Consider the following 24,821-nt stretch of genomic DNA (forward strand, 5'->3'; position numbering starts at 1 on the left):
CAATCAGGTCGGCGCGCGCGGCGGATAAATCCGCGTCGGCAGCCAGAAAATCAGCAGGATCAGCGTCACCGCGACGCCGGCCATGCACACGTAGAGATCGGAAGAAGTCAGCACCACGGCCTGTTCGTGCAGGCGATGGGCAAGGCCCGGATCGCTGTGGTCGGCCAGCGGCGAGTTGCCGAGGCTGTCGACCAGCATCGTCGAATGGAAATGCAGGCGCGCGGTGGTCAGCGCTTCGATCACCCCAGTGGCGACCACCGCAGCGAGGCCTTTCACAGTGTTGAACCACGCCGACGCGAAGGGGCCATCCAGCGGCGTGATGCTGCCGGTCGACAGCATCAGCAGCGGTAACACCGCCATCGGCTGACCGAAAACCTGCAGCCACTGCAGAACGTAAAAATCGTCACGGATCCACGCCGACGTCAGGTGCGAACCGCCCAGACAGGACAGCGCCAGCATGCTCAACCCGATCCCGAGCACCCAGCGGCAATCGACCCAGCGCAAGTTACACAGCGCCGCCACCAGCGGCAGCGCAAGCAATTGCGGCAACGCAGCGATGAGCATGATCGGCGCGGTTTGCGCCGGGCGATAACCTTGCACCTGAGCCAGATAACTCGACGGAATCAGCACCACCGCCAGCAGCACGACAAGCACCCCGGCCAAGGTGATCAGCGCGAACGACAGATTGCGAATGCCGAGCATCTGCAATTTGAAAAACGGAATCGGCTGCGACCATTCATTGATCATGAAAGCCACCAGCAGCAGCGCACCGGCGCCGAGCAGTCCGCAGATCAGGTTCGACTCGAACCAGTCCAGCCGATTGCCCTGCAACAGGCCAATCACCAGCATGCAGATCGCTGGAAAGCCCAGCAGCAGGCCTTTCCAGTTGAACGACTTCAGCCGCTCCAGCCGCAGCGGATCCTGCGGCAAGCCGTAGGCGACGGCGGCCATAGCGATCAGGCACGGCACGATGATCTGCCAGAAGGTCCATTGCCAGCCGACGTATTCGGTCCACAGACCGGCCAGCGGCGTGCCGAGGCCGGGGCCGAACGTTGCGGTCAGTGCGTAGCCGGCCAGTCCGTACAGTTTGATGTTTGCCGGCAAAAAGCGCAGCGCGACGGTCATCAGCATCGGCGGCAGCGCGCCGCCGGCCAGACCTTGGAGGATGCGCATCAACAGCAGACTTTCGTAATTCGGGGCGAACGGACACAGGACGCCGAGCGCGGTAAACAGGCCGATTGCGCAGAGGGTGAAGCGGCGCAGCGAAAAGGTCACCGAGCACCACGGCGCAAAGGCCATGGCCGCGACCGATGTGGCGGTGTAGCTCGCGACCAGCCAGGTGCCTTCGTCGTAGCCGATGTGTAGCGCGCCACGGATATCGGCCAGCGCGACTTTGGTGACCATCTCGTTGAGGCCCGAGACCAGCACGGCCAACAGCACGCCGACCAGACCGATGATGATCCGCGCCCCGAACACCGGGGGCGTGGTCGCCGTCGCCGGGCTGGCCGCGGCGAGGGGTGCCGTGACCGTCAGGGATGTCATGAATGAAAACTCCGGGGGGTGAAATACCGGAGCATTTTAGTGGGGCTTAGTGCTGACGAAAATTGACTTATTGGTAGGTTATAAGTGCATCAGACACAACAGTTATCCCTGTAGGAGTGAGCCTGCTCGCGATAGCGGTGTGTCAGTTTGAAAATCCGTCGGCTGGTGTACCGCTATCGCGAGCAGGCTCACTCCTACAGGGGATTTGTGTGAAATTCGGGATCAGGGTTGTGCCGCCAGCCACGTCTCATCGCAACAGGCCTTGAGCGTTTCGCGCAGCCAGCGGTGGGCGGGGTCCTTGTCGAAACGCGGGTGCCAGGCCTGGGTCAGCATCAGCATCGGCAGCGGGATCGGCAGGTCGAATGAGCGCAGTTTCAGGCCCAGCCGTCGCACGCTGAGCAGCGCTTCCTTGGGCACTGGCAGGATCAGGTCGGAGTCCGGCAAGGCGAACATCGCCGCATGAAAACTCGGCGCAATCACTGCCACCCGCCGTTCCAGCCCCAAGGCATTCAATGCCGTATCAATAGGCCCGCGGGCGATACCCCGGCGCGACATGCTGATATGCGAGAAACCGGCGTAGCGCTCAGCGGTGATCTCGCCGTCGAGCAACGGGTGATCTTCGCGCACAAGCCCGACGAAGTGAGTGGAGAACAGATTCTGGATTTTCACTTCCGGCGTGACGGGCCGGGTATTGCTCACGCTCAGGTCGATCCGTCCTTCGCGCAATGCCTCGTCGTCGCCATCGCCTTCGGGGACGAAGCGCAGCTCGCAGTGCGGTGCCAGTTGATCAAGGGTGTCGAACAACTTGCCGCCGTAGACACCGATGAAAAAGTCGTTGGCGCGAATGCTGAAACGCCGCCGCAAAGTGCCCAACTCCACGCTGTCGGCCGAACGGAACAGCAGCGCCGCCTGCTCGACCACGTCGCGCACTTGTTCGCGCAATTCCAAAGCTTTGGGAGTCGGCACCAGACCGCGTCCGGCACGTACCAGGATCGGATCGCCGATGGCTTCGCGGATGCGCGTCAGCGTGCGGCTCATCGCCGCCGGGCTGAGGTTCATTCGCCGCGCCGCACCGACCACACTGCCCTCGTCGAGCAGGGCATCGAGGGCGACCAGCAGGTTCATGTCCGGGAGTTGCATGCTGAGCACTCATGGCTGATCTGGATTGATCCGGGTGCAATGCTAGCAAACATCCTTTGGGATCGGCGGCGTCTTTGAAAAAGCTATCGCGAGCAGGCTCACTCCTACAGGGGGAACGCATTTCAAATGTAGGCCTTCGCCTGCTCGCGATGAGGCCAGTCGCTGCACCACAGCTATCGTTGCATACCCCACCGCTTGACGGTCACTCGCTCCAACGTATCAAACACCAGATTCTCCACCAGCAAACCAATCAGAATCACCACCGCCAACCCGGCAAACACCTTGTCGGTGTACAGCTCATTGCGATTCTGGAAGATGTACCAGCCCAACCCGCCCTTGCCGCTGGTCGCACCAAACACCAATTCGGCAGCGATCAACGTGCGCCAGGCAAACGCCCAGCCAATCTTCAGCCCCGCGAGAATCGATGGCAGCGCCGCCGGGATCAGGACGAACAACACCAGCCGCAGCCCCTTGAGTCCGTAGTTGCGCCCGGCCATGCGCAGGGTTTCGGAGACGCCGAGAAAACCGGCATAAGTATTGAGCGCCAGCGCCCACAACACCGAATGCACCAGCACGAAAATCAGGCTGTTCTGCCCCAGACCAAACCACAGCAGGGCCAGCGGCAACAGGGCAATCGCCGGCAACGGATTGAACATCGAGGTCATCGTGCTCAACAGATCGCGTCCCAACTGCGTCGACACTGCCAGGGTGGTCAAGGCAAACGCCAGAACAATGCCGATCAAGTACCCCTTGATCAGCACCACCAGGGATATCCACACCTTGGCCAACAGCTCGCCACTGAGCAGGCCGTCGAACAAGGCGTGGGCGGTTTGCAGAAAGCTCGGCAGCATCAGATCGTTGTTCTGAATCCGCGCGACCACTTCCCAGACGATCGCCAATACGATCAGGATCAGGCTTTTGCGCAGCCAGCCCTGTTGCCACAATCGCGTGCCGAGCGGTAATTCGCGCTCGACCGGCACGGCAGTCAGCGGCTCGAGCACGGTTTCGAATTCTTCACGCACGGAGGGTGAATGGCTCATCGGGTAATCCTCTCGGCCGCTCAATAGGCGATGCGAATATCGTTGAAGTCATGGTCACGCTCGGTCTCCGGCGACTGACCTTCATCGAAGAGCAGACGATGAATGCGCCGCGCCGACTCCTGAAACGCCACGCCGCCGAGGCTGTGCAGATCGTATTGATGGCTGTGCACTTCGGCGCGCACCCGGCCCGGATGCGGCGACAGCAGAAGAATGCGATTGCCCACCACCAGCGCTTCTTCAATCGAATGGGTGACGAACAGCAACGTGAAGCGCACTTCCTCCCAGAGCAGCAGCAACTCCTCCTGCATCTTGCGTCGCGTCAGCGCGTCGAGGGCGGCGAAGGGTTCGTCCATCAACAGAATTTTCGGCTGCATCGCCAGCGCCCGAGCGATCGCCACCCGCGCTTTCATGCCGCCGGACAAGGTGTGCGGGTAGGCGTCGGCGAACGCAGCCAGGCCGACCTTTTCCAGATAGTGCAGCGCACGGTATTCCGCGTCTTTTTTGTTCAAGGTGCGCGAGGCGAGCAACGGAAACATCACGTTCTGCTTCACGGTTTTCCACGGCGGCAATTGGTCGAATTCCTGGAACACCACAATCCGGTCCGGCCCCGGCGCATCGACACGCTGGCCTTGCAGGCGGATTTCGCCTTCGCAGGGCTGGATGAACCCGGCGACCGCTTTGAGCAATGTGGATTTCCCGCAACCGGACGGGCCGAGCAACACATAGCGGTCGGCCGGATCGATTTCAAAACTGACCTGGTGGGTGGCGCGCACCACGCGTTGCGGCGTGCGGTATTCGAGGCTGACGCGATCGACCGCCAGCAACGCGTCGCTGCGGGCAATCGGGTTGCTGGCCGCGTGGCCTGGCAAGGGAGCGTTCATGGTTCAACAATCTCCGGCAAATCAGAAAGGCGCATCGCCCTGGATGGTCGTGCGATACAGCTTTCGGCGCAGGTGCGCCGGGCAGCCGGCGGCCAGGTGGATCAGCGAACGGTTGTCCCAGAACACCAGATCATGCGGCTGCCACTGATGGCGGTAGATGTTTTGCGGCAGCACGCTGTGGGCGTACAGCTCGGCCAGCAATTGACGGCTCTCGTCGTCCGGCAGGCCGACGATGCGCGTGGTGAAGCCTTCGCTGATGAACAAGGCCTTGCGGCCGTTTTCCGGATGGGTGCGCACCACCGGGTGCACGACTTCGGCGACTTGCGCCAGTTGCTCTGGGGTCAGGGTCGGCCGCCAGTTACCTTCGAATTTGGTTTCGCTGTAGCGCGCGGTATAGGAATGCGCGGCGAAGCGTCCCTCAACCGCATTGCGCAAGGCTGATGGCAGGTCGTCCCAGGCTTTGTGCATGTCGGCAAACAGCGTGTCGCCGCCCTCGACGGGCAGCTCCTGCGCGTGCAGCATCGAGCCAAGGCTCGGCAGTTCTTTGTAAGAAAGATCGGAATGCCAGAACTTGCCGGCGTCACCGAGACCGATGTTCTGGCCGTTTTCGATGATATTGGAAACGATGAGGATTTCCGGGTGATCCGCCAGCAGGAATTGCTTGAGCACATGGATCTGCAACACGCCGAAGCGGCGGCTGAAGTCGATTTGCTGTTGTGGGGTGATCTGCTGATCGCGGAAAACCACGACATGGTGATCCAGGTGCGCGCGGTGAATGCGCGCAAAATCCTGATCGTTGACTGGCCGACTCAGCTCCAGACCAACAATTTCGGCGCCAACGGCACCGCTGAATGGACGAATTTCAAAGCTTTGTGGCGCGGCGGTCGCGGCGCTCGGGGTGGCAGTAGCTGCGGACATCAATCATCTCCCACGCACGGCGCGCTCACGGGCGCGCACGTCGATCAGACACTCACGCTCGATTGCGTGTCGGTTCAGGTCGTGCGGCGCGCCGATTGGTCGGCAGGTACGCAGGTGGGTGACTTTATCGCTATAAGAATGGGAAATTAAATACCGTTAATGAATAACGATATGGCGAATGGTGAGGAATGGAATTGGGAGTCGAGTGACGTTTTGTGTCACTAATTGGCCGGAGGTGGCGATTTCACCGACGCCTTCGCGAGCAAGCTCGCTCCCACATTGGATCTTTACCGAACACAAAATTTTCGGTCACAGGAGATCAACTGTGGGAGCGAGCTTGCTCGCGAAGAGGCCGTCAGGAGCACCGAGGATCTAGCGCTCGTGCAACGCCTCTGCCCGAGCCCGAATGATCGGCTTGAGCAGATAACTCAACACCGACTTCTTGCCCGTGATGATATCCACCGAAGCGACCATCCCCGGAATGATCAGCAAGGGCTTCTCATCCGTGCCCAAATGGCTGCGCTCAGTGCGCACCTTGATCACGTAGTAAGTAGTTTTCTTGTCTTCGTCAGTGATGGTGTCGGCGCCGATCTGCTCCAGCTGCGCCTTCAGCCCGCCATAAATGGTGTAGTCATACGCGGTGAATTTGACGATCGCTTCCTGCCCCGGATGCAGGAAGGCGATGTCCTGCGGGCGGATCTTGGCTTCGACCAGCAGGGTGTCGTCCAGCGGCACGATTTCGACCATGTCACTGCCCGGCTGGATCACGCCGCCAATGGTGTTGACCAACAATTTATTGACGATGCCGCGCACCGGCGAGGTGACCAGCGTACGGCTGACGCGGTCTTCCAGGGCTTTGCCGGTGGCTTGAGCCTTATTCAGATCGGTGCGCGCTTCGTTGAGCTGGGTCAGCGCTTCGCTACGGAATTTGCCCCGGGTCTCGTCGATTTTGCGCTGCACTTCCTTGATCGCCGATTCGGCGCGCGGAATCGCCAGGGTTGTGGCATCGAGCTGACCCCGGGTTTCCACTTCGGCACGCTTGAGGCGCAACACTTCCACCGGAGACACCGCGCCCTGCGCCACCAGCGGCTCGGACATGTTGATTTCCTGGCGCTGCAAGCCGAGCTGCTGACGGTACTGCGCCTGCTTGGAGCTGAACTCACGCAGCTCTTGCTGACGCTGGATCAACTGCTCCTGCAGGCCGCCGATCTCGTCATGCAATTGCTGGCGACGGCTGATGTACAGGGACTCTTCGCTTTTCGCTTGACCCGGCACGGCCTTGAGCACGTCTTCGGGGAAGTTCAGTGGGCGGTCGTCGACTTCGGCGCTCAGACGCTCGACCCGCAGCAGCATCGACAGGCGATCGGCCTCGGTTTCGCCGACGTTGGAGGCAAACCGCGTGTCGTCGAGACGAATCAACGGCGCGCCGGCCTCGACGATCTGGCCTTCCTTGACGAACAGTTCGGAGACAATCCCGCCCTCAAGGTTCTGGATTTTCTGAATCTTCGACGACGGAATCGCCTTGCCGTCGCCCTTGGTCACTTCATCGATCACGGCGAAGTTGGCCCAAAGCATGAGGAACACAAAGAAGCCGATGATCGCCCAGATGGTCAGGCGCACAACGCGCGGGGCGTCTTCGATCAGCGCCTTGTTGACCTCCGGCAGCGGCTGACCCTGCAGCGAGGCAGAGCCTTTGAAGTAACGACGGATCGACTCCTTGACACCGGACTTAAGCAACACTGATCTGCCCCTTCTTCAACGCTTCCATCACCGCGGCTTTCGGGCCGTCGGCGAGAATCTGCCCGCGGTCGATCACCAGCAGACGATCGACCAGCGACAACAGCGAAGCCCGATGCGTGACCAGCACCACGGTCTTGTTTTCAATCACCGCCGCGAGGCGTTGCTTGAGGCGTTCTTCGCCGGTGTTGTCCATCGCACTGGTCGGCTCGTCCATCAGCAGAATCGGCGGATTGAGCAGCAGCGCCCGGGCCAGCGCAACGTTCTGCCGTTGGCCGCCGGAGAGGTTCTGCCCACGCTCGCCGACTTGCAGCTCGTAGCCTTGCGGGTGAAGGCGGGCGAATTCGTGGACGCCGGCCAGCTCGGCAGCTTGCAGGACTAATTCGTCTTCTACATAACGTGCGCCGGAAACCAGGTTGTCACGCAACGTGCCGGACAGCAGTTGAATGTCCTGTGGCACGTAGCCGATGTTGTAGCGCAGTTCGCTGACGTCGATCTGGCGGATGTCCACGCCATCGACCAGCAACGCGCCGTCGTCCGGCTGATACAGGCCGACCAGCAGTTTGGCCAGAGAGCTTTTGCCCGAGCCGCTGCGGCCGATGATGCCGATTTTCTCGCCGGGACGGATCACCAGGTTGATGTTTTTCAGCGCCGGGTTCTGCTGGTCCGGATAGGTGAAATTGAGCTGGCGGCACTCGATCGCGCCTTGCAGCACCTTGCGGCTCAACGGGCGCTCCTCGAAATTGCGCTCCTGTGGCAGCTCCATCATCTGGTCGACCGAGGTCATGGTCACCCGTGCCTGTTGATAGCGAGTGAGCAGACCGGACAGCGAGGCCAGCGGGCTCAGGGCGCGGCCACTGAGCATGTAGCAGGCGATCAGCCCGCCCATGCTCAGGTTGCCGGCGATGATCTGGTACACGCCGAAGACAATCATGATTACCCCGACCAGTTGCTGGATCAGCAGGGTGATGTTCATCGCCAGGCCGGAAAGCATTTTCACCCGCAGCTCGAGACGGCTGAGGGTGCCGATGGTCTGCTCCCACTGATACTGGCGCTCGCTTTCGGCGTTGTTGACCTTGACCGCGTCGAGGCCGGCGAGGGTTTCGATCAGGCTTGACTGGCGCTCGGCACCGAGGGCCATGGTGCGTTCCATGGTTGCCACCAGCGGCTTCTGCAAGGCGTAGCCGATCAGCAGCGCAATCGGGAACGCCAGCACCGGAATCCACACCAGATGCCCGCCGAGAATTGCGATGACGATGAAAATCAGAAGGGTGAACGGCAGGTCGATCAGGCTGGTCAGGGTCAGCGAGGCGAGGAAGTCGCGCAGGCTCTGAAACTCATGAATGTTCTGCGCAAAACTGCCGACCCGCGCCGGGCGGTACTTCATCGCCATGCCGACGATGCGCTCGAACAGCGTGGCGGAGATGATCAGGTCGGTTTTCTTGCCCGCCAGATCCAGACACAAGCTGCGCAGGCTCTTGAGGATCAGGTCGAAGATGTAGGCGCCAGTGATGCCCAGCGCCAATACCCACAGGGTCGCCTCAGCCTGGTTCGGCACCACGCGGTCATAGACGTTCATCACGAACAGCGGCGCGGCCATGGCGATGATGTTGATCAGGAAACTGGCGGCGATCGCATCGGCGTACAGCCAGCGCGAACGCTTGAGGGTGTCGCGAAACCACGAACGTGCACGCGGAATCAGCGTGCCGTGGTTGACGTCGAATTTATGCTGCGGCTGGGCGAAGAACACTTTGCCGATGTAATCGTCAGTCAGCAGTTCGCGGCTGACCACCGATTCGCCGCCATCGCTTTCACTGAGCAGCACCCGCGCTTCGTTTTCGCCCTGCCAGCCGAGCAGGACGGCGCTACGACCATCCTTGAGCAGCAACAGCGCGGGCATGGCAATCGCCGGAATTTCTTCGAGCTTGCGCTGCAACACCCGACCTTGCAGGCCGGCGCGAGCCGCCGCACGCGGCAGCAACTCGACGCTCAGGCGCTGTTTGGGCAGCGGCAGGCCGGTGGTCAGCATCGCCGCGCTGGCGGGTTTCTGGTGGAGCATGCAAAGGGCGAGCAGACCGTCCAGTAACGGATCGTCGTGCAACGCGCGCGGATCATGACTGAGATGAACTCGACTGACTTCTGATTCCACGCTCGACACTCTTTGACAGTTGAAAGGGATAACTCAATTCATCCCAGGCAGCTGGACCTTGGGCTTCACGTCGTTCTGCACAACGGATGCCAACGGCGCGACCACTCCCTGGCTTCTGAGCAACTCGCCCATGGTCGCCTTGATTCGGTACTGAGTAAATAACTGAATGTTCTTGATTTCCGCCAGGCGCCGCGAGGCGGTGAACAGCTCGTTTTCGCTGTCGAGCAAGTCGAGCAGGGTTCGCTCACCGAGGCTGAATTGACGCTGGTACGCGGTGCGCACCGAGGTGCTGTGATCGACGTATTGCTGGGCGATCGGCACTTGCGCGTTGGCGTTGTTCAAGGCGTTCCAGGCCAGGCCCAGCTCTTCGTTCAACTGCCGCAGGGCGTTGTTGCGGATGTCCAGCGCCTGGTTGGCCAGGTACGACTTGGATTCCAGGTCGGCCTTGTTGCTGCCGCCCGAATAGAGGTTGAAGCGCATGCGCAGCATGGCCTGCCATTCGTTATTGTGGCCGTTCTGGCCGTCGAGATCGTTGTCGGCGGTGCGCCCCAGTTCGGCATCGAAACGTGGGTAGAAGGTCGACTTGGCGGTGGCGTACTGCTTTTCGGCCGCGGCGATATCCGACTCTGCCGAACGCAGGATCGGGCTGTTTTCCAGCATCTGCGCGCGGGCTTCGTTGAGGTTGGCCGGCATCATCGCCATGAACGGCACCGGTCGTTCCAGCTGATCAGGCATCTGGCCGACGGCGCTGAGGAAGTTGGTTTCGGCGTCGGCGAGGTTGGTCTGCTCGGTGATCAGGTTGTTGCGGGCCTGAGCCATCCGCGCTTCAGCCTGGTCAAGGTCGGCACCGCTGCCGACGCCGCGCTGGGTGCGCAACTGGATCTGATCGTAGATGCGCTGGTGACTTTTGAGGTTTTCCTCGGCCAGTCGTACGAATTCGCGGCGGGTCAGCACGTCCAGATACACCTGGGCGACGGTCAGTGCGGTGCGCTCGGAGGTGCCGAGCAAGGAATAGGCACGGGAGCTGACGTTGGCTTGTTGACGCGCAACCTCGTTGGACGTCGCAAAACCGTCAAAAACCATTTGCGAGAGACGTAAACTTGACTCGCTGCGGTTCAACGTCTCCCAGTGATTGCCGCCACCGTTGGCCCGAGTGGTCACGCTGTCGGTGCCCTCACGGCCATAACCGCCCAGCAGATCGACCTTGGGCAGGTATCCCCCCTTCGCCGCCTTTAACTGATAATCCGCCGCCAATCGACTGTTGACCCCCGCCTGAACCTCCGGATGGACATCCAAAGCCTGTTGCATGGCTTCTGGTAAGGATTGTGCTTGTACAAAAGAGGCGGCGAGAGCGAAGGGAGCGGCGAGGAGCAAAAGCGAACGCATGGTTGGAATTTCCCGGAACTTCTTGTCTTGAATCACAGCAGAACGTGGCGCTGCGTCGGATGATGGCAACCCGGAATGACCGTATGTCGGAAAGTTCAAAACAGGAACTGGATCACACGCTGAAGGACAGGTCGCCGCGGAAATATCAATGTGACATTACTGGGACGATTGTTTAGGATGGCTCCCAGAAGGTCAATAGTTTGGCATAAAGTAAATCGCGAAAAACTATAGCCAAAATATTGACGAAACAAAGCGTCAACTTGTTATCGAATTTTTTAAAAGTACGTCCAGACTGAAGTGGCGCGATGGCCCGTCAGGTCCATGGAAGTCAACTGAATGTGGCACCCCGGAGAGTCTTCAATGAGCAGTGTTGTTGCCGTCGTCAAAAGCATTGTCGGTCAGGTTTTCGTGGTGTCCCCAGAGGGCGTGCGTCGGGTACTCGTTGAAGGCGATCGCCTGTATGTCGGCGACCAGATCGATACCGGTCTGTCCGGCGCCGTGTCGCTGGAACTGGCCGATGGCCGCACTCTGGATCTGGGTCGAGACACCCAGTGGAGCGCCAACGCACCCGACTCCAGCACCGACCTGGCCGAAGCCACCGCGCAGGCAGCGCCGTCGGTAGCAGAACTGCAGCAAGCCATCGCCGCCGGTGTCGACCCGACCACCGCCCTTGAGTCCACCGCCGCCGGCCCGAGCGCCGCCGGCACAGGTGGCGCGGCGGGCGGCGGTCACAGCTTCGTGATGCTCGACGCCACCGCTGGCCGTGTCGATCCGACCATTGGCTTCCCGACAGCGGGGATCAACGCTGCCGGGCAGGTCGCGCAGAACACCACGGGCGGCCAGACCACCGACACCACCGCCAATGCACTGCGTGACTCGACCCTGAGCCTCAGCGCCACGCCGACCATCACCGAAGCCGGCGGCGTGCTGGTGTACACCGCAACCCTGACCCAGGCGCCACTCACCGACCTGACCATCACTTTGTCCAACGGCGCAGTGATCGTCATCCCGGCTGGCTCGACCACCGGCACCGTCAACGTGCCGCTGGCGCCGAACGACACGGTGTACAACGACCCGACCCAGATCGACGTGACCGTCACCGGCACCTCCGGCGGCAACGGCATCACGGTGACCCCGCCGACCACTCCGGCGACGACGCAAGTCACCGACACCGTCGACACCACCACCGTCACCCTGACGACAGCCCCGAGCGTCACGGAAGGTGGGCAGATCACCTACACCGCGACCCTGACCGATCCGGCGCAGACACCGGTAACCGTCACTCTATCGAACGGCTCGACCATCACCATCGCTGCGGGCCAGACGACTGGCACCGTCAATGTGCCGACCGCCGCCAATGACGTGTACAACAATGGCAGCACCGTCAGCACCACCATCACTGGCGCTACCGGCGGTAACTTTGAGAACCTGGTGCCGAATCCGACGCCTGCGGTCACTACGATTACCGATTCGGTGGATAACACCGGCCTGACTTTGACGGCGACCAACAACATCGTTGAAGGCGGTCAGATCACCTACACCGCGACCCTGACCAACCCGGCGCAAACTCCGGTAACCGTCACTCTGTCGAATGGCTCGACCATCACCATTGCCGCTGGCGAAACCACTGGCACCCTCAACGTGCCAACTGCCGCCAACGACGTGTACAACAATGGCAGCACCGTCAGCACCACCATCACTGGTGCCACCGGCGGCAATTTCGAAAACCTGGTGCCAAGCAACACGCCTGCGGTCACCACGATTACCGATTCGGTCGATAACACCGGCCTGACTTTGACGGCGACCAACAACATCGTTGAAGGCGGCCAGATCACCTACACCGCGACCCTGACCAACCCGGCGCAAACTCCGGTTACCGTCACCCTGTCCAACGGCTCGACCATCACCATCGCTGCTGGCGAAACCACTGGCACCGTCAATGTGCCGACCGCCGCCAATGACGTGTACAACAATGGCAGCACCGTCAGCACCACCATCACTGGTGCCACCGGTGGCAATTTCGAAAACCTGGTGCCGAATCCGACGCCTGCGGTCACCACGATTACCGACTCGGTCGATAACACCGGCCTGAGCCTTAGCGCCACTGGTTCGGTGGCCGAGGGTGGTTCGATCGTTTACACCGCGACCCTGACCAATCCGGCGGGCACGCCTGTCACCGTGACATTGAGCAACGGCTCGGTGATTACCATCGACGCGGGCAAGACCACCGGCACCGTGACCGTTCCGGCCCCGGCTGATGACGTCTATAAAGATGCCGGCCAGATCGAAGTCACGATCAAGGACGCGAGCGGCGGCAACTTCGAGAACCTGGTGCCGAGCACCAACCCTGCGGTGACGGAAATCACCGATACCGTCGACACCTCGACGGTGAAACTGAGCGCTGACACCTCGGTCGCCGAAGGCGGCACCGTCACCTACACCGCCACGGTCGGCGCGCCAGTCACCGGTTCGCCTGTCGTTGTGACCCTGGCTAACGGTCAGAGCATCACCATCGGCGTCGGCCAAACCAGCGGCAGCGTGACCACCACCGCACCAAACGATGCGCTGGCCGGCAATGCCGCACTGACCAATTCGATCACCAACGTCAGCGGCGGTAACTACGAAAATCTGGTCGCCGATAAAACGCCTGTATCCACCGCAGTGACCGACGTTACCGACACCACCAGCTTGTCGCTGTCCGCGACCGGCACCGTGGCCGAAGGTGGCCAGATCACCTACACGGCGACCTTGAGCAACCCGGCCGGTACCCCGGTCACCGTGAATCTGAGCAATGGCTCGGTGATCACTATCGAGGCCGGCAAGACCACCGGTACCGTGACCGTCGACGCACCGAAGGACGACGTCTATAAGGACGCCGGAAAAGTCGAAGTCAGCATCAAGGATGCCACGGGCGGCAACTTCGAAAACCTCGTCCCGAACGCCACGCCAGCGGTGACCGATGTCACCGATACCGTCGACACCTCGACGGTGAAATTGACGGCTGACATTTCGGTTGCCGAAGGCGGGACCGTCACTTACACCGCTACCGTAGGTGCGCCAGTGACCGGCTCGCCAGTCGTCGTGACATTGGCCAACGGTCAGAACATCACCATCGCTGTCGGCCAGACTACCGGCACCGTGACCTTCACCGCACCGAACGATGCGCTGACCGGTCAGGCTTCGCTGAGCAACTCGATCACCAACGTCACTGGCGGTAACTTCGAAAACCTTGTGGCGGATAAAACCCCAGTCAGCACCACCGTGACCGACACCGTCGACACCACCAACCTGTCGCTGAGCGCGACCGGCACCGTGGCCGAAGGTGGCCAGATCACCTACACGGCGACCTTGAGCAACCCGGCCGGTACCCCGGTCACCGTGAATCTGAGCAATGGCTCGGTGATCACTATCGAGGCCGGCAAGACCACCGGTACCGTGACCGTTGACGCACCGAAGGACGACGTCTATAAGGACGCCGGAAAAGTCGAAGTCAGCATCAAGGACGCCACGGGCGGCAACTTCGAAAACCTCGTCCCGAACGCCACGCCAGCGGTGACCGATGTCACCGATACCGTCGATACCTCGACCGTGAAACTGAGCGCTGACACTTCCGTGGCTGAAGGCGGGACCGTCACCTACACCGCTACCGTTGGCGCGCCAGTGACCGGCTCGCCAGTCGTCGTGACATTGGCCAACGGTCAGAACATCACCATCGCTGTCGACCAGACTACCGGCACCGTGACCTTCACCGCACCGAACGATGCGCTGACCGGTCAGGCTTCGCTGAGCAACTCGATCACCAACGTCACTGGCGGTAACTTCGAAAACCTTGTGGCGGATAAAACCCCAGTCAGCACCACCGTGACCGACACCGTCGACACCACCAACCTGTCGCTGAGCGCGACCGGCACCGTGGCCGAAGGTGGCCAGATCACCTACACGGCGACCTTGAGCAACCCGGCCGGTACCCCGGTCACCGTGAATCTGAGCAATGGCTCGGTGATCACTATCGAGGCCGGCAAGACCACCGGTACCGTGACCGTCGACGCACCGAAGGACGACGTCTATAAGGACGCCGGAAAAGTCGAAGTCAGCATCAAGGATGCCACGGGCGGCAACTTCGAAAACCTCGTCCCGAACGCCACGCCAGCGGTGACCGATGTCACCGATACCGTCGACACCTCCAGCGTGAAACTGAGCGCTGACACTTCCGTGGCTGAAGGCGGCACCGTCACTTACACCGCTACGGTCGGCGCGCCAGTGACCGGCTCGCCCGTGGTAGTGGCCCTGGCTAATGGTCAGCAGATCACCATCGAAGTCGGCAAAACCACCGGCAGCGTGACCTTCACCGCACCGAATGACGCGTTAACCGGTCAGGCGTCGCTGAGCAACTCGATCACCAACGTGACCGGCGGTAACTTCGAAAACCTCGTTGCCGACAAAACCCCGGTCAGTACCACTGTGACCGATACCGTCGACACCACCAACCTGTCGCTGTCCGCGACCGGTTCCGTGGCCGAGGGCGGTCAGATTACGTACACCGCAACCCTGACCAATGCCGCTGGCTCGCCAGTGACCGTGACCCTCTCGAACGGCGCGGTAATCACTATCAAAGCTGGCGAAACCAGCGGTAATGTCACCGTTCCCGCACCAACCGATGACGTCTACAAAGACGCCGGTTCGGTTCAGGCCACGATCAGCACCGCCACCGGTGGCAACTTCGAAAACCTGGTGCCTAGCACTGCGCCGGCCGTGACAACAGTCACCGACACCATCGATACTTCGACGGTCAAACTGACAGCCGATACCTCGGTGACTGAAGGCGGCACCGTCACCTACACCGCGACTGTGGGCGCTCCGGTCACTGGCTCCCCTGTCGTTGTGACATTGGCCAACGGTCAGAACATCACCATTGCTGTTGGCCAAACTACAGGCACCGCAACCTTCACCGCACCGAACGATGCGCTGACCGGTCAGGCGTCGCTGAGTAATTCGATCACCAACGTCACTGGCGGTAATTTCGAAAATCTGGTTGCGGACAAAACCCCAGTCTCAACTTCCGTCACAGACATTGCGGACCCTACAAATCTATCGCTGAGTGCGACCGGTTCTGTGGCTGAAGGTGGTCAGATCACTTACACCGCGACACTGACCAACGCCGCAGGCTCGCCAGTGACCGTGACGTTGAGCAACGGCGCGGTGATCACCATCAAAGCTGGCGAAACCAGCGGCAATGCAACCGTTCCGGCGCCAACCGATGACGTCTACAAAGACGCCGGTTCGGTTCAGGCAACGATCAGCAGCGCCACCGGTGGCAACTTCGAAAATCTCGTGCCAAGCACTGCGCCAGCCGTGACAACTGTCACTGACACCATCGATACCTCGACGGTGAAATTGACGGCTGACACCAGCGTTGCTGAAGGCGGCACCGTCACTTACACCGCTACTGTCGGGGCGCCGGTCACCGGTTCGCCTGTCGTCGTGACCCTGGCGAACGGTCAGAACATCACCATCGAAGTCGGCAAGACCACCGGCAGCGTGACCTTCACCGCCCCGAACGATGCGCTGACTGGTCAGGCGTCGCTGAGCAATTCGATCACCAACGTCACTGGGGGTAACTTCGAAAACCTTGTGGCGGATAAAACCCCAGTCAGCACCACCGTGACCGACACCGTCGACACCACCAACCTGTCGCTGTCCGCGACCGGTTCCGTGGCCGAGGGTGGGCAGATCACTTACACCGCAATCCTGACCAACGCCGCTGGCTCGCCAGTGACCGTAACGTTGAGCAACGGCGCGGTGATCACTATCAAAGCTGGCGAAACCAGCGGTAATGTCACCGTTCCAGCACCAACCGATGACGTCTACAAAGACGCCGGTTCGGTTCAGGCAACGATCAGCAGCGCCACCGGCGGTAACTTCGAAAACCTGGTGCCAAGCACTACGCCAGCCGTGACGACCGTCACCGACACCATCGATACCTCGACGGTGAAACTGACGGCTGATACCAGCGTTGCTGAAGGCGGTACCGTCACTTACACCGCCACCGTTGGCGCGCCAGTGACCGGTTCGCCCGTGGTGGTGGCCCTGGCTAATGGTCAGCAGATCACCATCGAAGTCGGCAAAACCACCGGCACCGTAACCTTCACCGCGCCGAATGACGCGTTGACTGGTCAGGCGTCGCTAAGCAACTCGATCACCAACGTGACCGGCGGTAACTTCGAAAACCTCGTCGCCGACAAGACCCCGGTCAACACAACCGTGACTGATACCGTCGACACGACCAACCTGTCGCTGAGCGCGACCGGTTCCGTGGCAGAAGGTGGTCAGATTACGTACACCGCGACACTGACCAACGCCGCTGGCTCGCCAGTCACCGTGACCCTGTCGAACGGTGCGGTAATCACCATCAAAGCTGGCGAAACCAGCGGTAATGTCACCGTTCCAGCACCGACCGATGACGTCTACAAAGACGCCGGCTCCGTGCAGGCAACCATCAGCAGCGCCACCGGTGGAAATTTCGAGAACCTTGTTCCGAGCACCACACCAGCAATCACTCAAGTAACCGACACCATCGATACCTCGACGGTCAAATTGACCGCTGATACCTCGGTGGCTGAAGGCGGCACCGTCACCTACACCGCCACCGTTGGCGCGCCTGTGACCGGTTCGCCCGTGGTGGTGGCCCTGGCTAATGGTCAGCAGATCACTATCGAAGTCGGCAAGACTACCGGCAGCGTGACCTTCATCGCGCCGAACGATGCGCTGACTGGTCAGGCGTCGCTGAGCAACTCGATCACCAACGTGACCGGCGGTAACTTCGAAAACCTCGTCGCCGACAAAACCCCGGTCAGCACCACCGTGACCGACACCGTCGACACCACCAACCTGTCGCTGAGCGCGACCGGGTCCGTGGCCGAGGGCGGTCAGATCACTTACACCGCAACCCTGACCAACGCCGCTGGCTCGCCAGTGACCGTAACGTTGAGCAACGGCGCGGTGATCACTATCAAAGCTGGCGAAACCAGCGGTAATGTCACCGTTCCAGCACCAACCGATGACGTCTACAAAGACGCCGGTTCGGTTCAGGCAACGATCAGCAGCGCCACCGGCGGTAACTTCGAAAACCTGGTGCCAAGCACTACGCCAGCCGTGACGACCGTCACCGACACCATCGATACCTCGACGGTGAAACTGACGGCTGATACCAGCGTTGTTGAAGGCGGTACCGTCACTTACACCGCCACCGTTGGCGCGCCAGTGACCGGTTCGCCAGTCGTCGTGACGTTGGCGAACGGTCAGAACATCACCATCGAAGTTGGCAAAACCACCGGCAGCGTGACCTTCACCGCACCGAATGACGCGTTTACTGGTCAGGCGTCGCTGAGCAATTCGATCACCAACGTGACCGGTGGCAATTTCGAAAACCTTGTTGCTGATAAAACCCCAGTCAGCACTGCTGTGACCGACACCGTCGACACCACCAACCTGTCGCTGTCCGCGACCGGTTCCGTGGCTGAGGGCGGTCAGATTACGTACACCGCAACCCTGACCAACGCCGCAGGCTCGCCAGTGACCGTGACGCTGAGCAACGGCGCCGTGATCACCATCAAGGCTGGCGAAACCAGCGGCACTGCAACCGTTCCAGCGCCAACCGATGACGTCTACAAAGACGCCGGTTCGGTGCAGGCAACCATCAGCAGCACCACCGGCGGCAACTTCGAAAACCTGGTGCCAAGCACTACGCCAGCCGTGACAACCGTCACCGACACCATCGATACCTCGACGGTCAAATTGACCGCCGATACTTCGGTGACTGAAGGCGGCACCGTCACCTACACCGCGACTGTCGGCGCGCCTGTGACCGGTTCGCCCGTGGTGGTGGCCCTGGCTAATGGTCAGCAGATCACTATCGAAGTCGGCAAGACTACCGGCAGCGTGACCTCCACCGCGCCGAACGATGCGCTGACTGGTCAGGCTTCGCTGAGTAACTCGATCACCAACGTCACTGGCGGTAATTTCGAAAACCTCGTCGCTGACAAAACTCCGGTCAGCACTGCTGTGACCGACACCGTCGACACCACCAACCTGTCGCTGTCCGCGACTGGCACAGTGGCCGAGGGCGGTTCGATCGTTTACACCGCCACGCTGAGCAACCCGGCCGGTACGCCGGTCACGGTCACCCTGTCCAACGGCGCGGTAATCACCATCAAAGCTGGCGAAACCAGCGGTAATGCCACCGTTCCCGCACCAACCGATGACGTCTACAAAGACGCAGGTTCCGTGCAGGCAACCATCAGCAGCGCCACCGGCGGTAACTTCGAAAATCTCGTGCCGAGCAATGTTCCGGCTGTGACGACTGTCACCGACACCATCGATACCTCGACCGTCAAGCTGAGCGCTGACACCTCGGTTGCTGAAGGCGGCACGGTTACTTACACCGCTACCGTCGGCGCGCCAGTCACCGGCTCCCCTGTCGTCGTGACCCTGGCTAACGGTCAGAACATCACCATCGAAGTTGGCAAAACCACCGGCACCGTGACCTTCACCGCACCGAACGATGCATTGACCGGTCAGGCGTCGCTGAGCAACTCGATCACCAACGTGACCGGTGGCAATTTCGAAAACCTCGTCGCCGACAAAACCCCGGTCAGCACCACCGTGACCGACACCGTCGACACCACCAACCTGTCGCTGTCCGCGACCGGTTCCGTGGCCGAGGGTGGTCAGATTACGTACACCGCAACCCTGACCAACGCCGCAGGCTCGCCAGTGACCGTGACGCTGAGCAACGGCGCCGTGATCACCATCAAGGCTGGCGAAACCAGCGGCACTGCAACCGTTCCAGCGCCAACCGATGACGTCTACAAAGACGCCGGTTCGGTGCAGGCAACGATCAGCAGCGCCACCGGTGGCAACTTCGAGAACCTCGTTCCGAGTACGACGCCTGCGATCACTCAAGTCACCGACACCATCGATACCTCAACGGTCAAACTGACCGCTGATACTTCGGTGACTGAAGGCGGCACCGTGACCTACACCGCCACGGTTGGCGCTCCAGTTACCGGCTCGCCGGTTGTCGTGACGTTGGCCAACGGTCAGAACATCACCATTGCTGTTGGCCAAACTACAGGCACCGCGACCTTCACCGCGCCAAACGATGCGCTGACTGGTCAGGCGTCGCTGAGCAACTCGATCACCAACGTGACCGGTGGCAATTTCGAAAACCTCGTCGCCGACAAGACTCCGGTCAGCACTGCTGTGACCGACACCGTCGACACCACCAACCTGTCGCTGTCCGCGACCGGTTCCGTGGCTGAGGGTGGTCAGATTACATACACCGCAACCCTGACCAACGCCGCTGGCTCGCCAGTGACCGTGACGCTGAGCAACGGCGCCGTGATCACCATCAAGGCTGGCGAAACCAGCGGCACTGCAACCGTTCCCGCGCCAACCGATGACGTCTACAAAGACGCCGGTTCGGTTCAGGCAACGATCAGCAACGCCACCGGCGGCAACTTCGAGAAACTGGTCACCAGCAGCACACCAGCCGTCACCAGCGTCACCGATACGATCGACACCACCACCGTAAAACTGACCGCGACCGCTACGGCGGCCGAAGGCGGCAATGTCGTCTACACCGCTACAGTCGGAGCCCCTGTCACCGGCTCGCCAGTGGTCGTAACCCTGGCTAATGGTCAGCAGATCACGATCGACATCGGCAAGACCACTGGCACCGCGACCGCCGTCGTGCCGAACGATGTACTGACCGGCCACGCGCCGCTGGTTAACTCGATCACCAACGCGACCGGTGGCAATTTCGAAAACCTCGTCGCCGACAAAACCCCGGTCAGCACAAACGTGACCGACACCGTCGACACCACCAATCTGTCGCTGAGCGCGACCGGTTCCGTGGCCGAGGGCGGTCAGATCACTTACACCGCGACACTGACCAACGCCGCCGGCTCGCCCGTCACCGTGACCTTGTCCAACGGCGCCACGATTACCATTGAAGCCGGGAAAACCAGCGGCACCGTGACCGTTTCGGCGCCAACCGACGACGTCTACAAAGACGCCGGTTCCGTGCAGGCAACGATCAGCAGCGCCACTGGCGGCAACTTCGAGAACCTGGTGCCGAGCACAACGCCAGCCGTGACAACCGTCACCGACACCGTCGACACCACCACCGTCAGCATCAGCGGCAGCACTTCGGTAACTGAAGGCCAGACCGCCAGCTACACCGTCAGCCTGAATCACCCGGCGCAAACCGAAGTGACCCTGAAAATCGTCTACAGCGGCACTGCCGCCGACGGTTCGGACTTCACCGGTGTGTACACCGTGAAGATCCCGGCGGGCGCCAGCAGTGCGCAGTTCAACGTCGCTACTCTCGATGACAAGATCACCGAAGGCACCGAGAACTTCGTGGTCAAGATCGATTCGGCCACCGGCGGCAACTTTGAAAACCTCGCCGTCAGCGCCACCAATGGCAGCGTCAGCACCTCGATCATCGACAACGACGCACCACCCGTGCTCGACCTGGACGCCAACAATTCCAGCGGCGCCACCGGTGCCGACTACAAGGTGACGTTCACCGAGAACACCCCGGGCGCTGGCGTGTCGATTGCCGACACCGACCTCAGCATCACTGACCCGGACAGCACCCTGCTGACCGGCGCCACCGTGGTACTGACCAACCGTCAGGACGGCGATGCGCTGAACCTGGGCAACAGCGTCAATGGCATCACCATCAACGCCAACAGCACCAACGGCACGGTGACCCTGACGCTGTCCGGCAACGCGACGCTGGCCGACTACATGCAGGTCATCAAGAACATCAGCTTCACCAACGGCAGTGAAAACCCGAGCACCGTGCCGCGCATCATCACCGTGACGGTGACCGATGGCAGCAATTACTCCAACACTGCGACCACCACGGTTAACGTGGTGGCGGTCAACGATGCACCGGTCGCCGCGCCGGGCAACGTCACCGGCACCGAAGACACGCCGCTGGTGCTTGGCTGGTCGACCTTCGGTGTGAGCGATGTCGATAGCCCGGCCAGCAGCCTCGGGGTGAAAATCACCCAGCTGCCAGGCGAAGGCAAACTGCAGTATCTGGACGGTTCGACCTGGAAAGACGTCGCCACCAACCAGACCTTCAGCAAGGCCGATATCGACGCCGGCAAACTGCGCTTCCTGCCCGATGCCAATGAATCGGGGACCAACGGTTACGGCGGCAGCGGTGTGGGCAACAACCAGGCGGACTACGCGCAGATCAAGTTCCAGCCCGCCGACGGCCAGGCGCTGGGCAATACCGGCACAATCAAGATCGACATCACCCCCGTGGCGGACGCACCGACCGTGGGCGTGGCCGATAACAGCGTGAAGTCCACCGGACTGATCAAGGAAGTCTGGACCGGCCTGTCGGGCCTGGGCACCAGCGGTAACGGCGCCGACTCGACCACGTTGAAAAACGTCATCGACGGTGCCGGTAAACCGAACACCAGCGGCAGCGTCACCAATGTGCAGTCGGACGGCAGCGTCGCCGCCGGCACGGCATCGAAGACCTCGGGCCTGATCTATCTGGAAGCCGGCAAGACTTACACCTTCAGCGGCATCGCCGACGACAGCCTGTTGATCACCATCGGCGGCAAAAGCGTGGCTTCGGGGACTTGGGGCGCGGGTGGTGCGATCAACGGTTCGTTCACCCCGACCACCAGCGGCTACTACACGCTGGACATCTACCACCACAACCAGAGCGGCCCGGGCAGCTACGACGTCAACCTGTCAGTCAATGGCAGCGCGCCGATCGACCTGAGCAGCGCAGGTGTGCCGATCTACACCGGCGTGCAGGACCTGATCAATGCCGGCGTGACCGTTTCCGATCTGCACGGCAGCAACGGCGAAGGCTATTACGACGGCTACAAACTCAACACGGGCGCCGAAGGCACCACGGTGAAACTGTCGGCCATCACCACAGCGCTGACCGACACCGACGGCTCGGAAACCCTGAGCCTGAAAATCAGTGGCGCCCCGGTTGGTTCGGTCCTCAGCGATGGCGCCGGCCATAGCTTCACCGTCACTGCGAGCAATGGCGAAGCCAATATCACTGGCTGGAACCTCGGCTCCCTGACGGTGACCCCGCCAACCTATTACAACGGCCAGTTCAACCTGACCGTCACATCGACGTCCACCGAACAGGTCGGCGGCTCGGCCAGCAGCACCGCGACCATCCCGGTGACCGTGGTGCCTGCGGTCTACAACGCCACGGTTGCTACGGCGGGCGACGACACCTTCAACGGCACGGACGGCAACGACATCATGGTCGCCGACATCGGCGGTCTGACGGTGGTGCCGGGCACCAATTACAACATCGCGTTCATGGTCGACAGTTCCGGCAGCATGAGCAGCACCTCGCTCAACGCCGCCAAGGACTCGCTGACATCGGTGTTCAACAGCCTCAAGCAAAGTCTGGGCGGCAGTAACTCGGGCACCGTGAACATCTTCCTCGTCGACTTCGATACCCAGGTCAACAAGTCGGTGTCGGTGAACCTCAATGATCCGAACGCACTGGCGCAGCTCAAGGCAGTGCTGGACTCGATGGGTTCCGGCGGCGGCACCAACTACGAGGACGTGTTCAAGACCACGGCCAACTGGTTCCAGAGCGCTGACGCGGTAGCCAACACCGGGGCGAAGAATCTCACCTACTTCATCACCGACGGCCAGCCGACCTACTACCAGAACGGCGAGCAGACCAACCCGACGCTGTACGGCAACGTGAAGCTCGATGACGTGGTGAAAACCAGCAACTACAAGCCGGGCGACACCTTCAGCACCTACATCGACAACACTCACGCGTTGACGATCAACAGCGCTGGCACCGTGACCCTGCAAACCTACAACTCGTGGTGGGGCTGGAGCAGCAGTAACCTGGGGACCATTCATGCGCAAGGCGACGGCACTTACGAACTGTCGAACCTGGCCGGTACCGGCAACAGCACCAACACGTCGACGACCAGTAACTCGGCCAGCGGCTTTGCCTTGCTCAGCGGATTATCGAGCGTCGAAGCAATCGGCTTGAACAACGACGTCAGCCTCAGCGACCTCAAGCCGTACGATTCGGACAAGACGCCACAGACCAACATCGATCCGAAGGACCTCGCCAACTCGATCATCGGCCACACCGAAGCAACGCTGCCGGGCAGCGACACCGTCAACGGTGGTGAGGGCAATGACATCCTGTTCGGCGATCTGGTGAGTTTCAACGGCATCGCCGGCGAGGGTTATCAGGCGATGCAGGCCTTCGTGGCCAAGGAAACCGGGGTCGAGGTCAGCAAAGTCAGCACCAGCAACGTGCACCAGTACATCACCGAACACTATCAGGCGTTCGATGTGTCCGGCGCGCATGACGGTAACGACACGCTGCTGGGCGGCGCGGGCAATGACATCCTGTTCGGCTCCGGCGGCAACGATCTGCTCGACGGCGGCAAAGGCAATGACATCCTGCTCGGCGGTACGGGTAACGACACGCTGATTGGCGGTCGGGGCAACGACATCCTCATCGGCGGTTCCGGTGGCGACACCTTCGTCTGGAAGTCAGGCGACACCGGTAATGATGTGATCAAGGACTTCAAAGCCAGCGAAGGCGACCGCATCGACCTGCGCGACCTGTTGCAGGGCGAGACCGGCAGCACCATCGACAACTTCCTGAAGATCTCCACGGTCGATGGCGTGTCGTCGTTGCAAGTCAGCTCGGGCGGCAAGTTCAATTCGGCTGACGCCGCCGCGGCCACGCCGGACGTGACGATCAAACTCGAAGGTAACAACTGGTCAAGTGCCAGCCTGCACAACCTGATCGCCGGCAGCGACCCGACCATCAAGGTCGACCACAACAACAGCTGATGCCTGGACGAAGCGGCCGCCCCGAGGCGGCCGCTGCATCTGTGCCGATCACCCCCGGTGACGATTTCGCCGTCGCACCGCATACTGACGCGCAGTTGGCTATGCTGCTGACAGCATGACGCTGGTTCA

At 61.3% G+C, this 24,821-nt stretch carries 9 protein-coding genes; 1 reads left to right on the forward strand and 8 read right to left on the reverse strand.

Going from position 1 to position 24,821, the window contains the following annotated elements:
* Positions 1–3: 3 nt before the first annotated feature.
* The 8 genes from HU739_RS16660 to HU739_RS16695 form a co-directional block, all read right to left on the reverse strand.
* Positions 4–1,542 carry an MFS transporter gene (locus HU739_RS16660; RefSeq protein WP_186548683.1) on the reverse strand — a complete coding sequence of 513 codons (1,539 nt, stop codon included), beginning with the start codon at positions 1,540–1,542 and terminating at the stop codon, positions 4–6.
* A 222-nt stretch (positions 1,543–1,764) separates the two neighbouring features.
* Positions 1,765–2,682 (reverse strand): LysR family transcriptional regulator, encoded by a 918-nt coding sequence (locus HU739_RS16665; protein ID WP_186548686.1) that lies wholly within the window; start codon positions 2,680–2,682, stop codon positions 1,765–1,767.
* A gap of 173 nt (positions 2,683–2,855) precedes the next feature.
* Entirely contained in the window at positions 2,856–3,722 is an 867-nt protein-coding gene (locus tag HU739_RS16670; protein ID WP_186548688.1) for an ABC transporter permease, read from the reverse strand.
* A 20-nt stretch (positions 3,723–3,742) separates the two neighbouring features.
* A complete protein-coding gene (locus tag HU739_RS16675) occupies positions 3,743–4,603 on the reverse strand; it encodes an ABC transporter ATP-binding protein (RefSeq protein ID WP_186548689.1) in 861 nt (286 codons plus the stop codon).
* Between the two features lie 21 nt (positions 4,604–4,624).
* A complete protein-coding gene (locus HU739_RS16680; RefSeq protein ID WP_186548691.1) occupies positions 4,625–5,521 on the reverse strand; it encodes a TauD/TfdA dioxygenase family protein in 897 nt (298 codons plus the stop codon).
* A gap of 372 nt (positions 5,522–5,893) precedes the next feature.
* Positions 5,894–7,261, reverse strand: a complete 1,368-nt coding sequence (locus HU739_RS16685; protein WP_024011116.1) for an HlyD family type I secretion periplasmic adaptor subunit — start codon at positions 7,259–7,261, stop codon at positions 5,894–5,896.
* The gene (locus HU739_RS16690) at positions 7,251–9,407 is read right to left on the reverse strand and encodes a type I secretion system permease/ATPase (protein ID WP_186548693.1); all 2,157 of its coding nucleotides are present in this window, start codon (positions 9,405–9,407) and stop codon (positions 7,251–7,253) included. The genes HU739_RS16685 and HU739_RS16690 overlap by 11 nt, the downstream gene beginning before the upstream one ends.
* A gap of 33 nt (positions 9,408–9,440) precedes the next feature.
* Positions 9,441–10,793, reverse strand: a complete 1,353-nt coding sequence (locus HU739_RS16695) for a TolC family outer membrane protein (RefSeq protein WP_186548695.1) — start codon at positions 10,791–10,793, stop codon at positions 9,441–9,443.
* A 360-nt stretch (positions 10,794–11,153) separates the two neighbouring features.
* Here HU739_RS16695 and HU739_RS16700 point away from each other — a divergent pair, with 360 nt between their 5' ends.
* Positions 11,154–24,692: a retention module-containing protein gene (locus tag HU739_RS16700; RefSeq protein WP_217844291.1), complete on the forward strand. Its 13,539-nt coding sequence runs from the start codon at positions 11,154–11,156 to the stop codon at positions 24,690–24,692.
* Positions 24,693–24,821 lie beyond the last annotated feature (129 nt).

The sequence above is a fragment of the Pseudomonas hamedanensis genome (assembly GCF_014268595.2).
In the GTDB taxonomy this organism is placed as follows: Bacteria; Pseudomonadota; Gammaproteobacteria; order Pseudomonadales; family Pseudomonadaceae; genus Aquipseudomonas; species Aquipseudomonas hamedanensis.